The following is a 16,034-nucleotide window of genomic DNA, read 5'->3' as shown; positions in this document are numbered from 1 at the left end:
TTCAGTTGTCGGATTGCCTGAGTTTCCATTAAAATAGATCGGATCGATTTAAGCACACAAAGGGGGAAGTGCTTAGTTATTATGAAACCTAAATTACGAATGATGAAATTGCACTGGGTTGGTGCTGCTGTTCTGTTGTCACTTTATACGTCATCGGGTTGGGCTTTTTCTATTGATGATGTCGCAAAACAGGCACAATCTCTGGCCAGCAAAGGCTATGAAGCACCCAAGAGCAACCTGCCCTCTGCGCTGCGTGAGATGAAATACGCGGACTACCAGCAGATCCAGTTTAACCACGACAAAGCCTACTGGAACGCAATCAAGACCCCATTTAAGCTTGAGTTTTACCACCAGGGCATGTACTTCGACACCCCGGTCAAAATCAACGAAGTGACTGCGACCGCCGTCCACAAAATCAAATACAGTCCGGATTACTTCAATTTCGGCGATGTGCCGCACGACAAAGACACCGTAAAAGACCTCGGTTTTGCCGGTTTCAAAGTTCTGTACCCCATAAATTCGAAAGATAAGAACGATGAAATCCTCAGCATGCTCGGCGCGAGCTACTTCCGTGTGATTGGCGCAGGGCAGGTTTATGGCCTCTCCGCGCGCGGTCTGGCGATTGATACCGCGCTGCCGTCCGGTGAAGAATTTCCCCGTTTTCGCGAGTTCTGGATTGAGCGCCCGAAACCGACCGATAAACGCCTGACCATTTATGCGCTGCTGGATTCTCCGCGCGCAACTGGCGCGTACCGTTTTGTGGTGATCCCGGGGCGTGACACGGTGGTTGACGTACAGTCAAAAGTCTATCTGCGCGATAAAGTCGGCAAACTGGGTGTGGCGCCGTTAACCAGTATGTTCCTGTTTGGGCCGTCTCAGCCGTCCCCGGCCACTAACTTCCGCCCGGAGCTTCACGACTCCAACGGTCTGTCGATGCATGCCGGTAACGGCGAGTGGATCTGGCGGCCGCTGAATAATCCAAAACATCTGGCCGTGAGCAGCTACGCGATGGAAAACCCGCAGGGCTTCGGCTTGCTGCAACGCGGTCGCGAGTTCTCCCGCTTTGAAGATCTTGACGATCGTTACGACCAGCGCCCCAGCGCGTGGGTAACGCCGAAAGGGGAGTGGGGTAAAGGTAAAGTCGAGCTGGTTGAAATCCCGACCAACGACGAAACCAACGATAACATCGTCGCTTACTGGACGCCGGATCAGTTGCCGGAGCCGGGTAAGGAGATGAACTTCAAATACACCATCACCTTTAGTCGCGACGAAGACAAGCTGCACGCGCCGGATAACGCATGGGTGACTCAGACGCGTCGTTCAACCGGCGATGTGAAACAGTCGAACCTGATTCGCCAGCCGGATGGCACCATTGCATTCGTCGTGGATTTCACCGGCCAGGAGATGAAAAAACTGGCGAAAGAAACACCCGTGACCGCGCAAGCGAGCATCGGTGATAACGGTGAGATCGTGGAAAATACCGTTCGCTATAACCCGGTAACCCAGGGCTGGCGTTTAACTCTGCGCGTGAAAGTCAAAGATCCGAAGAAAACCACGGATATGCGCGCTGCGCTGGTCAATGCCGAGCAGACCCTGAGTGAAACCTGGAGCTATCAGCTACCTGCCAATGAATAAAACAACTGACTATATCGACGCGCTGCCGCTGACGGATGCGGAAAAGGCCGCGCTGCCGACAGAAAGCATTCGTGCGGTGCACGAGGCGCTGGATAAAGAACACACGGACTGGAAGCGTGAGGATGACACCCCGCTGGGTTCGGTTACTGCTCGCCTGGAAGGCAGCTGGCCGGACTCGCTGGCGCCAGGCCAACTGGTTAACGATGACGAAGGGCGCGCGCAGCTACAGGCGATGCCGAAAGCGAAGCGTTCTTCCATGTTCCCCGATCCCTGGCGTACCAACCCGATTGGGCGCTTCTGGGATCGTCTGCGCGGGCGGGACGTGTCACCGCGCTATCTCGCTCGTCTGACCAAAGAAGAGCAGGCGCATGAGCAGAAGTGGCGTACCGTCGGCACAATACGGCGCTACATCCTGCTGCTGCTGACGCTGGCGCAAACTGTTGTCGCGACCTGGTACATGAAAACAATTTTGCCTTACCAGGGCTGGGCGCTGATCACGCCGACCGATATGGTGGGTCAGGATCTGTGGGTCTCGTTTATGCAGCTGCTGCCGTATGTGCTGCAAACCGGCATCCTTATCTTGTTTGCGATTCTGTTCTGCTGGGTTTCGGCCGGGTTCTGGACGGCGCTAATGGGCTTCCTGCAACTGTTGATTGGGCGGGATAAATACAGTATTTCAGCCTCAACGGTGGGAGACGAACCGCTGAACCCGGCGCACCGCACCGCACTTATCATGCCTATCTGCAACGAAGATGTGGATCGCGTGTTCGCCGGTCTGCGCGCTACCTGGGAGTCGGTGAAAGCCACCGGGCAGCAACAGCACTTTGACGTCTATATCCTGAGCGACAGCTACAACCCGGATATCTGCGTGGCTGAGCAGAAAGCATGGATGGAGCTGATTGCCGAGGTGCAGGGCGAAGGGCAGATTTTCTATCGTCGCCGCCGTCGTCGCGTTAAGCGCAAAAGCGGCAACATCGATGATTTCTGCCGTCGCTGGGGCAGCCAGTACAGCTATATGGTTGTGCTGGACGCTGACTCCGTGATGAGCGGTGAGTGCCTGACCGGTCTGGTGCGCCTGATGGAAGCGAACCCGAATGCCGGGATCATCCAGTCGTCGCCGAAAGCCTCCGGGATGGACACGCTCTATGCACGCTGCCAGCAGTTTGCAACGCGCGTTTACGGGCCGCTCTTTACCGCAGGTCTGCACTTCTGGCAGCTTGGCGAGTCCCACTATTGGGGGCATAACGCCATCATTCGCGTGAAGCCGTTTATCGAGCATTGCGCGCTGGCACCGCTGCCGGGCGAAGGGTCGTTTGCCGGTTCAATTCTCTCGCACGATTTCGTGGAAGCCGCGCTGATGCGCCGCGCAGGCTGGGGAGTGTGGATTGCCTACGATCTGCCGGGTTCTTATGAAGAGCTGCCGCCAAACCTGCTTGATGAGCTGAAGCGCGACCGCCGCTGGTGTCACGGCAACCTGATGAACTTCAGGCTGTTTCTGGTAAAAGGGATGCACCCGGTACACCGGGCGGTGTTCCTCACCGGGGTGATGTCATACCTCTCCGCGCCGCTGTGGTTTATGTTTCTTGCGCTCTCCACCGCTTTGCAGGTGGTGCATGCTCTGACTGAACCGCAATACTTCCTGCAACCGCGCCAGTTGTTTCCGGTGTGGCCGCAGTGGCGTCCGGAGCTGGCGATTGCGCTGTTTGCATCAACAATGGTGCTGCTGTTCCTGCCAAAATTGCTGAGTATCATCCTGGTGTGGTGCAAAGGGCCGAAAGAGTACGGCGGCTTCTTGCGCGTCACGCTTTCGCTGTTACTGGAAGTGCTGTTCTCCGTTCTGCTGGCGCCCGTGCGTATGCTGTTCCACACTGTTTTCGTGGTGAGCGCATTCCTCGGCTGGGAAGTGGTGTGGAATTCGCCGCAGCGTGATGATGACTCGACGCCGTGGGGCGAAGCCTTTATGCGTCACGGTTCACAGTTGTTACTTGGGCTGGTATGGGCTGCAGGCATGGCCTGGCTGGACCTGCGTTTCCTGTTCTGGCTGGCACCGATAGTTTTCTCGCTGATCCTCTCGCCGTTTGTTTCGGTGATTTCCAGTCGGTCAACGGTCGGTCTGCGCACCAAACGCTGGAAACTGTTCCTGATACCGGAAGAGTATTCCCCGCCGAAGGTGCTGGTGGATACCGATAACTATCTGTCGCTTAATCGCTCGCGCTCGCTGGAAGACGGTTTTATGCACGCGGTGTTTAACCCCTCCTTCAACGCGCTGGCTACCGCGATGGCAACCGCACGCCACCGGGCCAGCCATGTGCTGGAGATTGCACGCGATCGCCACGTCGAGCAGGCGCTGAATGAAACGCCTGAGAAACTGAACCGGGAGCGTCGCCTGGTGCTGTTAAGCGATCCGGTGACGTTGTCCCGCCTGCATTATCGGGTCTGGGCGGCGCCTGAGAAATACCTGTCATGGGTTAGCTATTACGAGAAGTTAACGCTTAACCCGCTGGCGTTAAAGGTAAAATAAGCCGACATAAAGGAAAATACCGGCCTGACAGCCGGTATTTTTTTTACCCCTGAGAGGTAATGGTGAAAATCATTTTAGTCGTTGCGATGGCGCTTGCGCTGAGCGGCTGTGGCAGTATCATTAGCCGAACCATTCCCGGGCAGGGCCACGGGAATCAGTACTATCCAGGCGTGAAATGGGACGTTCGCGACTCCGCATGGCGTTATATCACCGTGCTGGATTTACCTTTCTCGCTGGTGTTCGATACGCTACTGCTACCGCTGGATGCTCAGCACGGCCCGTACGAATAATCAGCGCTCATCCCATTCATCAGCGGCAGCCTGGCCTTCTTCAGTATCCAGCGGCGGCTCCAGCTGGAATTCACCTTCATCCCATTCATGCAGGGTATTCTCTTCCTGCCACTCCTGGCTGATTTCGATATCGTCATAATCCCCATCAAAGACGCTCTGCGCGGCTTCGCCGCTTAGCAACGGTAGGCACTCGCCTGGCTCTTCTTCATCAGCGAAAAATTCGGCGCGCCACACGATATCGCCATCCTGAAGTACGTACTTTTGCACATTAAACTGCTGCACGACGGCCTCTTCTTCATCAAGCTCCGGGTTACTGGCAAGGAACTCCTCCCGGGCCGCATCAACTGCTTCAGGCAGTGTTGAGTAATAGTTCAGGTTCGGGTCGGCCATATCATCGTTCTCCAGGTTACAGAAAAGGGATATGCAAACCTATAGTCGTTGCTATTGCGAGCGTCAAATGCGTGGCTGCGTTATCAGTTTTTTCCTCGCTTATTTGCACAAACAGTCAGCAATTTTACTCTTCGATATTCGCTGTCTGCTGACGCTGTGAGAAATTTTTACTTGCCTGGGCAGGTCGTTGCAGGCTGAACCACGAATAGAGTGCGTTAAATAGCACCACCGCAGCGGTCACACAAAACATTGCCCGGAAACCATAGCTGGCCGACACGGCCGCGCCGAGCAGCGGGCCGGTAACATTGCCGATATCGCGAAACGACTGGTTATAGCTAAAGATCCGCCCGGCCACCTGGTTGGTGGAGTTATAGACCAGCAAGGTTTGCACCGCAGGCAGTAGCGCGCCATCGGCCGCGCCCAGCAGAAAACGTAGCACGCCAAGTTGCCATGGCGTTTGCACCATTGACATGGGGATCAGCAGCAGCACTGAGATAACCAGCGCGGCGATAAGAATTTTCTCCGGGCCAATCCTGTCACCCAGTTTGCCAAGACGGGGCGCACTCAGCAGGGCGGCCACGCCAGGCACTGAGGCTATCAGGCCGCTAACAAACGCAATATTACTGATATTCCCTGCCAATTCGCGCACGTAGAGCGTCAGGATGGGGGCAATAGAGCCGGTGGCGACCTGGATAATCATGGTGGTGACAAACAGACTCAGCACCAGTTTCGGGCTTTTCAGCGAGGCAAAGACATCTTTTGCGTGCAACATCTCGCGTTTCGCAACCGGCGAAAAATTCTCCCGGATACACAACAGCGTCAGCAAGAAGCAGATGGCCAGCACGGCGGCGGTGATAAAAAAGACCATCCGCAAACCCAGGCTGTCGGCGAGGAGACCGCCTGCCAGCGGGCCAAGCAGCGCGCCGCTGACGCCGCCGGTTGAGAGCGTGCCGAGCGCCCAGCCGCTTTTATTGCGCGGGATTTGCGTGGCAATGAGCGCATTAGCATTAGGAATAAAGCCGCCGAGCAAGCCGAGCAGGGCGCGTAACGCCAACAGTTGCCAGACGTTTTGCGCAAGTCCCATCAGCGCCATCACGACAGCCATACCGAGCGCGGAGCGAAGCAGCATAAGTTTGCGGCCTTTTCTGTCGGCGAGGCCGCCCCAGAAGGGCGAAGCAATGGCAGAAAAGAGGAAGGTGATACTGAACACCAGGCCTGACCACATGTTAAGCGCGCCGTGGCCGCTCACGCCCAGTTGTTCGACATACAGAGGTAAAAAAGGCATAACCAGGCTAAATGCTGCGCCGGTAAGAAAGCAGCCGAGCCAGGCGATGGTCAGATTGCGTTTCCAGTTCACTGGAGTATCAGAGGGTGACATAACGTTCCACAGAGGCGTTGTTGCAACGCACGGATTAATTTTTAGAAATTGGTAGCATGCTAATTATGCGCCTGGGTGATGATTCCTTCAACGTGTGGCGGCGATTTTGTATGACGAAAAAACAGCCCGGAAATGCGGGCTGTTTATATGATTGAATGCAGTTTATTGATTACTGGGAAGTATTAAATTTCGCCAGATGCGATGGCGTGCAGACGGGCTGTTGTTTCAGCACGAAGGCCTTACGCAGCGCGGAGAAGTTCAGATCATCGTCAAACAAATTACTGCGCATGCCCTCAAGCTCCCGGCGGCGATACTCCGTGACAGATTTACTTTTCAGCATGCTGTTCTTATCGCGCCATTTCTTTTGCAAATAACCGGTGAGTGTCGACGGCGCAATCATTTCTGCCACCATGGCGATCACCTCGCCAAGAAACGAGAAGCGGGACGTCTCAAGCGCCGTATCAATCATACCCAGCGAGGCCGCCTTGCTGGCACTGATTGGCATACAGCGCTCGGTGAGCTCACTCGCCATGGCTGGCCCAACGCGCCAGGGTAACGTCAGCGTCCAGAGTTCGGAACCCGTTAACCCCATGGTTTTGTAATGCGGATTAATCACCACGCCTGCCCGCGCGATAACCATATCTGCGGTGAGCATTAACATTGCACCGCCAGCGCCGGCATTCGCATTCACTGCGCTGATAATCAGTTTGTCCCGGCAACGAAAAATGGATTCAGCCAGATCATCAATCGCATTGATGGATTCCCACCCTTCTGCCGCCGAATCGTTCGCGGCATGAATAGAGTTCAGGTCGATACCGTTAGACCAGAAATCATTGCCACCGGCGAGGATGATGGCATCAAGGTGCGTATCTCTGGCAGCGGCTTCAAACAGATTGCGCAACGTAACGGAATCGTCCGTGCTGAACGCGCCGTTAAGAAAGGGAAAATGCAGCACACCAATACGCCCGCATCGCTCCAGCCAGGGGTGATCCGGGTGGGCAACTCGCTGGTTAGGCAACTGAGCGAGGGTAGGCAACACCGGGCCAAGGACATGCGCGGCAGGAAGTTTGACCTTTGCCAGCGGGTGCGTATCGCAGCGGCGCAAGTGGCCTATCCATAACGCGCCGTCTACCGTTGCCACGCAAACCGCGTTGCCCGAACGGGCAAATATTTCGCCGTTGCGCCCGCGAATTTGCGCCAGCGTGACATCCGCTTTCCAGACATTAAACAGCTTTACCGGAATATCCGCCAGGAAGGCAGAGGCGCCGGGCTTGCTGTCGCTGGCCCAAATTTTACGCAGAAGCGTGCTGGTGACATCACTTTGCCAGTCAATAGTGCGCTCTGCGACGGATAAAGGCGCCCGCTCGCGCCCACGCACATTGATGCTGTCGTAATCCAGCGGTTCGCCCCGCTGCTGACCCCGTTTTAATTTTTCGAGCAGTTCCCATAAGCAGCCGACGGCTGCCTCGGTCACCTGCTGGCGATAGATACGGCTTTTGCCCATTGGTGGCAGGGGAAATTTACGCGTGGCCCAGATATCCCCGGCATCCATCACCGCATTGGCTTGTAACAGGGTGACGCCCCATTCGCTCCACCCTTCGAGAATAGCCCAGTCGAGGGAGCAAGGGCCGCGATCGCCAACGATCCCCGGATGAAGGATAAAGCATAAGAACCGTTGCCATATGTGTTGCGGAATAGCACGCGTTAAAAACGGTGCAATGATGATATCCGGTGGGCAATTTTTAATTTGCAGCATAAGCGCGTCATCACTGGTAAAAATATGAACGACGACCTTATGGCCTGCATCTGCGAGTTCAACAAAAAAGCGTTGAGATAATCCGTTAAAACCACTACAAAGCAGCAGAATATTCATTTACTTTCCATCCTGGAACGCAATATTGTTAATATGATAACTAAGCTATCAGGATTTAATTTAGCTTAAGGCGGGAAATAAGGGAACCCTTTTTACATTCAGGCGATCAATTTAACCGTCTGAAAACCAGGAATTTTATGCGCGATAAATTAAAAATAAGATTATTATAAAAATAACAGGCATAGAAAGTATGGCTAATTTCCCTGCCATCTTTTGACGGATTATAAGATTTAAAATGCGTTGTGAAACGGTTAAGAAAAGCAGCCCGTAAAATTACGGGCTGGGGTGTATTTAATAGCGAGAAGGGACGCCTTCCGGGCGAGTTTTAAAACGGCGATGCAGCCACATATATTGTTCCGGAGCCATCATAATGCAGCGCTCAACCACTTTGTTCATCCATGCAGCGGTTGTTTCTGCATTATCCAGCGGCGGCGAACACTCCGGCTCCAGCATAATCAGTTCATAACCTTTAGCGTCTGGCTTGCGGCGCGGCACAAACGGTACAATGCAAGCTTGCGACATGCGCGCCAGCATCCAGGTACCCGAGGTGGATGCAGCTTGCTCTACGGCAAAGAACGGCGCGAAAACGCTGGCGCGCGGGCCATAGTCATGATCCGGTGCGTACCAGACGACGTCTCCGGCTTTTAGCGCACGGATCATCCCCTTCAGGTCTTTACGATCGATCATGCTCTTGTTCGAACGCATACGCCCCCAGGTTTGCAGCCAGTCTATCACCGGGTTGTCATTCGGGCGATAAACGCCAATGCCCGGTTCATTCATGCCAAACATACGTGCGCCGATTTCCAGCGTCAAAAAATGCACGCCAATCAGCAAAATGCCGCGCCCCTGCGCCTGCACATCGCGAACATGATGAAAATTGGAGACATCCATCCAGCGCTGCATACGACGGTCTGACCAGAACCAGGCCATGCCGGTTTCCATCAGGCCCATGCCGACAGATTCAAAATTTTTATCGAGAAACTGCTGGCGTTCGGCGGTGCTCATGTGCGGAAAACAGAGCTCAAGGTTACGTTCGGCGACCTGAACACGGCGCTTCATAAACCGCTTTGCCAGATGACCTATACCGCAGCCCAGACGATAAATAACGGGGTAAGGGAGCTGAACCACTAACCACAATACGCCAATGCCTAACCAGGTTAACCAATAGCGAGGATGCAGAAGTGAGGCAGAAAACTTGGGTAAACGCGTCATGACTGTCCTGTATAAAGCAACAATTCCCTGTATTCTCGCATTTTTTTTGCTGTTAACCAAAACTAAGGCGCACAGAACGCCTGTTTTGTGGGCAATCGTTGTACATTGATGTTAATAATAAGAAAGAATGTAGCGCAAAATGTGTGGATGTAAATTATCAGTAATTGCTTTATGATGCCGCCGTTTTTTACACTCTTTTGCAGGACACGTACACCATGCCAGTGTTACATAACCGCATCGCCAATGATGAATTGAAAGCCCGCATGCTCGCGGAAACCGAGCCACGAACGACCGTTTCCTTTTATAAATACTTCACCATAGACGATCCGCAGGCTACGCGTGATGCGCTGTATGGAGCATTCACTGCGCTAAGTGTTTTTGGCCGGGTCTATCTGGCGCGTGAAGGAATTAACGCCCAGGTCAGCGTGCCGCAAAGCCGTTTTGCGGCATTTCGCGACATCTTATATGCCTTCGACCCGGCGCTGAATGACTTGCGGCTAAACATTGCCATTGATGATGACGGGAAATCTTTTTGGGTGCTGCGCATGAAAGTCCGCGATCGCATTGTGGCGGACGGTATCGAGGACGACAGCTTTGATGCCAGCGATGTCGGTGACTACCTGAAAGCGGCAGAAGTGAACGCGATGCTCGACGATCCTGAGGCTATCTTTATCGATATGCGTAACCACTACGAGTACGAAGTGGGGCACTTTGATGGTGCGCTGGAGATCCCTGCCGATACGTTTCGCGAGCAGTTGCCGAAAGCGGTAGAGATGATGCAGGCGCATAAAGATAAAAAAATAGTGATGTACTGCACTGGCGGGATCCGCTGTGAAAAAGCCAGCGCCTGGATGAAGCATAACGGCTTTAATAAAGTGTGGCACATTGAGGGCGGAATTATTGAGTATGCCCGCCGTGCGCGCGAACAAGGCTTGCCGGTACGTTTTATTGGTAAGAATTTTGTCTTCGATGAACGTATGGGCGAACGTATTTCCGGGGATGTGATTGCCCATTGCCATCAGTGCGGCGCGCCTTGCGATTCTCACACGAATTGCCTCAACGATGGTTGCCATTTACTGTTTATCCAGTGTCCGGCTTGCGCTGCGAAATTTAACGGCTGCTGTAGCGAAGCGTGTAAAGAAGAGAGCGGGCTGCCGGAAGAAGAGCAGCGTAAACGTCGGGCAGGGCGTGAAAACGGCAACAAAATTTTTAATAAATCTCGTGGACGCCTGAATACCAAACTGGGTATTCCCGACCCGGAATAAATAAACAGGAGAGGGCATTGCGCCCTCTCATTGTTTTACTTCTGCTGCACACCTTCTACCGAAATAACCAACTCAACATCCTGCGATGCCGGGCCAAGATCGGTCGTGATGTTAAAATCCTTCAGCGCGATTTTACCGGTCGCTTCAAAGCCTGCACGCACGCCGCCCCACGGATCTTTACCCTGACCCAGCAGTTTTGCTTTTAAGGTAACGGGTTTGGTCACGCCATTCAGCGTCAGATCACCGGTGACATCCAGCGCATCGCCCTCTTTTTTCACCGCGGTAGAGGCAAAAGTCGCCTGCGGAAATTTCGCCACATTGAGGAAGTCCGCGCTGCGTAAATGTTTATCGCGCTCTGCATGGTTGGTGTCGAGGCTGTTGGTATTAATAGTCACATTCACTTTATCGGCAGCAGGATTCGCTTCATCAAAGGTAAAAGTGCCGTCAAAATCTTTAAATGTGCCGTATACCCAGCTGTAACCAAGATGCTGAATGCGGAAGTTAACGAAGGCGTGTTGACCTTCCTTATCAATTTTATAATCCGCCGCAATGGCAGAACCCGTGGTTAACAGCAGCGAGGCGAGAGCGAGTCCCGGCAGGATTTTCTTCATTTTATACTCCAGAGTCAGATGACGATTTTCCCAGCATACGCGTGAGAGTGGCGTCTTTATCGATGAAATGGTGTTTTAGGGCGGCAAGACCGTGCAGCAGAGAAAGTACAACCACGCTCCACGCCAGCCACAGGTGAATACTCCCGGCCAGGTCTGCCTGTGACCCGGCATCCGCAAGCGTAGCGGGCACCTCAAACAGGCCAAAAACACTCACAGGCCTGCCGTCAGCGGTGGAGATGAGATAGCCGCTGATGATAATACCGAACAACAGTAAATAGAGCGCCAGATGCGCCAGCGCTGCGCCAATACGGGTAAGCCGTGACAAAGTGGCTAGCGGCGCGGGCACCGGGGATAACGCGCGCCAGATAAGGCGTATGACCAGAGCAAGCATCAGCAGAACGCCAATGCTTTTGTGAATTTCAGGCGCCTGATGATACCAGCCATCGTAATAGCTGAGCGTAACCATCCATAACCCTAAAGCAAACATGCCATACACCGTTACTGCTGTCAGCCAGTGCAGGAGCACACTAATAGCGCCATAACGAGATGGAGAATTACGTAATTGCATCTTTTTTAACCGCAGCTAATAAAAGGTTTAATTAAAATGGCGTGAGAAAAATAATATTGCAACTCAAAAAAGGCGAAATGGAATGATAATTTTTGGATATCAATTTTTTTGAATGATTTTAGTTTGTTATATTCAGTGTTTCAGTGCGTAAAGGGGGTGAAAGGAGATTGTCACGCAGCTTGCAGGGGAATTCTTAATAAGAATTCTGTTCAAAATATCTGTGCGTAATTTATATTTTTTTAAAGCATTGTCAGCTTATGTCAATTTATAAGGTCAGAAAAAAACAGATAAATAATATCAAGCAGCGCGAGCAGCAGCCACAGGGCGATATATATCATAAGATGCTCACGCACGTTGTTAATTAAGAAGTGAAATAGCCGACGCATGCCTTCTCCGCCAGAGAGTAAAGCGGCCTTCATCGAAGGCCGTGAATTTTATTTGCTAAAACGCGCTAAAGAGAAGGGCGTAAGATCAAACGCACTGCGCTCGTTACGTGCGAAAGCAGCTGCGATTTCACCCAGTACCGGGGCAAATTTAAAGCCGTGACCGCTGAGGCCAGTAATGATCAGTGTGTCAGGGCGGCCCTCCGGCGAGTCGATGATAAAATCCTCATCCGGTGAATTATCATAGGTGCAGGATGCGCCGTATAAACAGCCGCCAATGCCGGGCAGGAAGTGGCGCAGAAAACCAAAGCACTCGGAGCCATCGCCCGCTTCGGTACCAAATGGCGTACGTTGCTGCGGTTCGCTAATCAGCTGCCCACCGTTATGGTGGCCAATTTTTAGCGCGTCATCTTGTGCCGGGAAGCCATAGTATTGATCGCCGTTGGGCATTTCGCCGGTAAAGGCCGGGAAATTATTTTTTGTGCTAAAACGACCGTCCGCTTGAAACCAGGCGAAGACTTTGCGTACCGCCTGTACAGGCAGGGTAGGGAGCAGCGTTTTGACCCAGGTACCGGCGCTGACCAGCACTTTCTTGCCATCATACGTGCCGTCAGGTGTCTCGATGGTGACGCCCTCGTCATGGTGATACAGCGCCGTAACCGGGCAGTTAAACAGCTGCGCGCAGCCCGCTTCTTTCGCCAGGCGTATCCACGTTTCAATTGCCAGCTCGCTGCGCAGTACGCCGGAATTTTTCTCAAAAAGCCCGATATAGTTATCCGGCACGCGAATTTCGGGCCAGCGCGCCATCAGCGCAGGAGCGTCAAGCTTTTCGACATCCAGGTTCCATTGCGCCGCGCTGTGCGCCACATTTGCCAGAAAAGCGGAGTCCGCAGGGCCGAGGTTAACCACCCCGGTACGCTGGAAAACGGCTTCACCGCTGTCAGCGGCCAGCTCATCCCATAATTGCTGCGCCCGCAGCACCAGCGGGACATATTTTTCACCTTCGCCATAGGCGTGGCAAATCAGGCGGGTGTCACCATGATGACTGCCTTCCTTGTGAGGCGGTAAATGCGCATCAGTCATCAGTACATTTAACCCGGCACGGGTTGCATAATAGCCCGCCGCCGCTCCCACGGAGCCGCTGCCAATTATTATCAGATCATATTTCAAGGTGTTCTCCTGACGAAAGCATTTTTCGCAGGGTAAATAACCTGGCAGCGTTATACAAGGCTGAAAATAAAGAAGGCACCCATAAGGTGCCTGTTGACGATATATTAAGCATTATATTTAATGCCTGCGATACTCGTTTTCCTGGTAATCGCCAGATTCTATCTTGGCAATACCCGCTTCCAGTATGGAGATAAACTGGCGGGCAACATCGGTCGTCAGCCAAAGGGTCTGACCAACTTCAGTCTCTTCCTGAGCGGCTCTGCTTGGGGTCTGGTAGTGCAACCGGAGCATCAGGGCGTCGTAGCTATCCACGGTGCTGATGTCCCATCCGACCAGTGGATGGGTCTGGATGACTTCGTTATTCTTTACCATCATAACCCCCTTGTTGGCGTGTATATTTAATAGACAACGACTTCGAGGTTCAATGCGTGTATTTTTTGAAGCCTTTTCAGTATACCAACAACAGAGAAGAGAGATCGAATAAATATACACTCTGCAACATAATTTTTGCGCAGCGTGACTTTTTCTGAATGAGAAAACGTAATCTTACTCACTAATTTTTACAAGGAAATTGATCTATTATCGCTCCGTGTAAAAAATAAACAAAAAAGCCGGGGCGACCCGGCAATAAGCACAACTTAAGGGAAATCTTAATCGGTGATAAACCAGTCGTCAGCGCTTTCCCAGGTCTCCTGCAAAATTTCGCTAACGCGCTCACGGTCTTCTTTTGCACCGCCTAATACGGATAAATTATTCCCGCTGGCATAGCGAACGGTAATTTTATTATCACTATCAGGATAATGTTGACTCACACGACGGGATAACTCGCCCGCCAGCGCGTCGATAGCGCCTGGCGGTAAAGATGTGGTTCTGGCAATGGTCACTTCAATGCGCATAGCTGCCCCCTGAATAATTTACTGTATGTTTATACAGCTTAATATATATATTTACAACAGGGGGACAATAATTTTTAACGCTTTACGCGCCAGCGCAAGGTTTCACCGGCGAGAAACGGCACCAGAGTATCATCCGGCAGCGCAATGCTTTCAGCCACCGTCTGCTCTTCGCGTATCAGTTCGATAAAATCCTCGTTCACCGGCAGGCCATAGAAGCGCGGGCCATTAAGCGAGCAGAATGCTTCCAGATGGTGCAGGGCATCCATCTCTTCAAACACCTGTGCGTAGCTTCCCAGTGCAGTCGGCGCGTTAAAACAACCGGCGCAGCCGCAGCTGGCCTCTTTACGATGGCGGGCGTGGGGCGCGGAGTCGGTACCGAGAAACACGCGATCGCAGCCGCTGGCCACCAGTTCGCGCAAGGCCTGCTGATGGATGTTGCGCTTAAGGATAGGCAGGCAATAGAGGTGCGGGCGCACGCCACCCACCAGCATATGGTTACGGTTAAACATTAAGTGTTGCGGCGTGATGGTTGCCCCAAGCAGGCTGTTGCCTTCGCGCACATAGTCAGCCGCTTCTTTTGTTGTGATATGTTCAAAAACTACCTTCAGACCAGGCAACCGGTGGCGCAACGGCTCCATCACCGTGTCGATAAAGCGGGCTTCGCGATCGAATATATCAATCTCGGCATGGGTCACTTCACCATGTACCAGCAGCGGCATCCCCAGTTTTTCCATGCATTCAAGCACCGGCATGATCGCATCGATATGGGTTACGCCGTGGCTTGAGTTGGTGGTGGCATTCGCCGGATAAAGTTTCGCGGCGGTGAATACCTGCTCATTGAAGCCGCGCTCGATTTCCTCTGCCCGCAGGCTGTCGGTCAGGTAACAGGTCATCAGCGGGGTGAAATCATGCCCGGCAGGCACGGCGTCCAGAATACGCTGACGATAGGCGCGCGCCGCCTCAACGGTCGTTACCGGAGGCGCAAGGTTCGGCATGACAATGGCGCGGGCATAGGTTTCACTGGTCATCGGCACCACGGTTTTTAGCATATCGCCATCGCGTAGATGGACGTGCCAGTCGTCAGGGCGGCGGATTTTTAAAACCTGGGATTGTGTCATTAAGAAGCTCCGGCTGGGAAGGAATCAGTCACTGTGGCTGGTTTTTGCCGGAGAACAAGCATAAGGGTAAACGTTTTCGTTTGCATCTTTTTCCTGAAAAAAAGGCGCGGTGAAGCGCCTTATCATTCAGTCGGTGAAGGGGATAATAATCTCACCCGGTTTCACTTCGATGCCTTTGGCAAACTTTTTCGCCAGCGCCTCGCCCCGACTGCTGTCTTCTTTCAGCACGTACGCCGGGCGATGGTTAAAGTAATTACGCAGCGACTGGTTCAAATAAGGCATCAGGGTTTGCAGGACGCCCTGCATCTTTTCCGGCGTGACGGTCGCATCGACCACCTCCATCTCTTGCAGGAAAATGGCCCCTTTCTCTTTATCAAACACCGGCAGCGCTTTCAATTTCAGCTTCATCAGCGCTTTCTGGTTGCCGAAAAGTGAGGACAAATCGAGATTCGCATCGCCTGTGAGCGTCACTTTGTTTGGCTCTTCGCGGCCAATCTCAGAAGCAAGATTATTCAGCACGATATGCGCCTCGGCGACGCCAGGCAGCCCGATATCTTTGGAAAAATCATTACGCTTTTGCAACGCCTGATTGATTTCCTGCTCGCTGATGGAATATTGGGTTAACTGGTTACAACCGACCAACACGCCGCTCAACATTAACGCAGCGGCAAAAATCATTTTTTTCATCGTTTCTTAACGGCTCCCTGATAGTCGTTCTCGCAGG

The 16,034-nt window shown here is 53.0% G+C and carries 16 protein-coding genes; 4 read left to right on the top strand and 12 right to left on the bottom strand.

Annotated features, from left to right (window positions below; all coding sequences use genetic code 11):
* The first annotated feature begins 99 nt into the window (after positions 1–99).
* From mdoG to ACTU3N_RS00435, 3 genes are read left to right on the top strand one after another with little or no spacing between them, the layout of a single operon-like run.
* Positions 100–1,635, top strand: coding sequence for a glucans biosynthesis protein MdoG (gene mdoG / locus ACTU3N_RS00445; protein ID WP_443084273.1), 1,536 nt, complete (start codon positions 100–102; stop codon positions 1,633–1,635).
* Positions 1,628–4,156, top strand: a complete 2,529-nt coding sequence (mdoH, locus tag ACTU3N_RS00440; RefSeq protein WP_443084193.1) for a glucans biosynthesis glucosyltransferase MdoH — start codon at positions 1,628–1,630, stop codon at positions 4,154–4,156. Before mdoG ends, mdoH begins: the two co-directional genes overlap by 8 nt.
* A 59-nt stretch (positions 4,157–4,215) precedes the next feature.
* Positions 4,216–4,446, top strand: coding sequence for a YceK/YidQ family lipoprotein (locus tag ACTU3N_RS00435; protein WP_443084192.1), 231 nt, complete (start codon positions 4,216–4,218; stop codon positions 4,444–4,446).
* On the opposite strand, the gene ACTU3N_RS00430 is transcribed toward ACTU3N_RS00435, so the two are convergent.
* The 4 genes from ACTU3N_RS00430 to ACTU3N_RS00415 form a co-directional block, all read right to left on the bottom strand.
* A complete protein-coding gene (locus ACTU3N_RS00430) occupies positions 4,447–4,836 on the bottom strand; it encodes a MysB family protein (RefSeq protein WP_443084191.1) in 390 nt (129 codons plus the stop codon).
* 124 nt (positions 4,837–4,960) lie between these two features.
* Positions 4,961–6,214 carry a multidrug efflux MFS transporter MdtG gene (mdtG, locus tag ACTU3N_RS00425; protein WP_443084190.1) on the bottom strand — a complete coding sequence of 418 codons (1,254 nt, stop codon included), beginning with the start codon at positions 6,212–6,214 and terminating at the stop codon, positions 4,961–4,963.
* Between the two features lie 169 nt (positions 6,215–6,383).
* Positions 6,384–8,087 (bottom strand): enoyl-CoA hydratase-related protein, encoded by a 1,704-nt coding sequence (locus ACTU3N_RS00420; protein WP_443084189.1) that lies wholly within the window; start codon positions 8,085–8,087, stop codon positions 6,384–6,386.
* A 291-nt stretch (positions 8,088–8,378) separates the two neighbouring features.
* On the bottom strand, positions 8,379–9,299 hold the full coding sequence (locus ACTU3N_RS00415) for a Kdo(2)-lipid IV(A) acyltransferase (RefSeq protein ID WP_443084188.1): 921 nt from the start codon (positions 9,297–9,299) through the stop codon (positions 8,379–8,381).
* Between the two features lie 215 nt (positions 9,300–9,514).
* Between ACTU3N_RS00415 and trhO the strand changes: the two genes are divergently transcribed.
* On the top strand, positions 9,515–10,564 hold the full coding sequence (gene trhO / locus ACTU3N_RS00410; RefSeq protein WP_443084187.1) for an oxygen-dependent tRNA uridine(34) hydroxylase TrhO: 1,050 nt from the start codon (positions 9,515–9,517) through the stop codon (positions 10,562–10,564).
* 35 nt (positions 10,565–10,599) lie between these two features.
* Here trhO and ACTU3N_RS00405 read toward each other — a convergent pair whose 3' ends face one another.
* The 8 genes from ACTU3N_RS00405 to ACTU3N_RS00370 form a co-directional block, all read right to left on the bottom strand.
* Positions 10,600–11,175, bottom strand: a complete 576-nt coding sequence (locus ACTU3N_RS00405) for a YceI family protein (protein ID WP_443084186.1) — start codon at positions 11,173–11,175, stop codon at positions 10,600–10,602.
* 1 nt (position 11,176) lies between these two features.
* Positions 11,177–11,743 carry a cytochrome b gene (locus tag ACTU3N_RS00400; RefSeq protein ID WP_443084185.1) on the bottom strand — a complete coding sequence of 189 codons (567 nt, stop codon included), beginning with the start codon at positions 11,741–11,743 and terminating at the stop codon, positions 11,177–11,179.
* A 260-nt stretch (positions 11,744–12,003) separates the two neighbouring features.
* Positions 12,004–12,129, bottom strand: a complete 126-nt coding sequence (locus ACTU3N_RS00395; RefSeq protein ID WP_443084184.1) for a DUF2770 family protein — start codon at positions 12,127–12,129, stop codon at positions 12,004–12,006.
* A gap of 48 nt (positions 12,130–12,177) precedes the next feature.
* Positions 12,178–13,296 carry an N-methyl-L-tryptophan oxidase gene (gene solA / locus ACTU3N_RS00390; protein ID WP_443084183.1) on the bottom strand — a complete coding sequence of 373 codons (1,119 nt, stop codon included), beginning with the start codon at positions 13,294–13,296 and terminating at the stop codon, positions 12,178–12,180.
* A 117-nt stretch (positions 13,297–13,413) separates the two neighbouring features.
* Positions 13,414–13,671, bottom strand: coding sequence for a biofilm formation regulator BssS (bssS, locus tag ACTU3N_RS00385; protein ID WP_443084182.1), 258 nt, complete (start codon positions 13,669–13,671; stop codon positions 13,414–13,416).
* A gap of 275 nt (positions 13,672–13,946) precedes the next feature.
* Positions 13,947–14,192, bottom strand: a complete 246-nt coding sequence (gene dinI, locus ACTU3N_RS00380) for a DNA damage-inducible protein I (protein ID WP_443084181.1) — start codon at positions 14,190–14,192, stop codon at positions 13,947–13,949.
* A gap of 74 nt (positions 14,193–14,266) precedes the next feature.
* On the bottom strand, positions 14,267–15,310 hold the full coding sequence (pyrC, locus tag ACTU3N_RS00375) for a dihydroorotase (protein ID WP_443084180.1): 1,044 nt from the start codon (positions 15,308–15,310) through the stop codon (positions 14,267–14,269).
* Between the two features lie 126 nt (positions 15,311–15,436).
* Positions 15,437–15,997 (bottom strand): lipoprotein, encoded by a 561-nt coding sequence (locus ACTU3N_RS00370; protein WP_443084179.1) that lies wholly within the window; start codon positions 15,995–15,997, stop codon positions 15,437–15,439.
* Between the last annotated feature and the right edge of the window lie 37 nt (positions 15,998–16,034).

Source organism: Vagococcus sp. WN89Y (assembly GCF_052220145.1).
In the GTDB taxonomy this organism is placed as follows: Bacteria; Pseudomonadota; Gammaproteobacteria; order Enterobacterales; family Enterobacteriaceae; genus Kosakonia.
The sequence above is the reverse complement of the archived record's forward strand: the minus strand, read 5'-3'. Positions and strand labels throughout refer to the sequence as shown.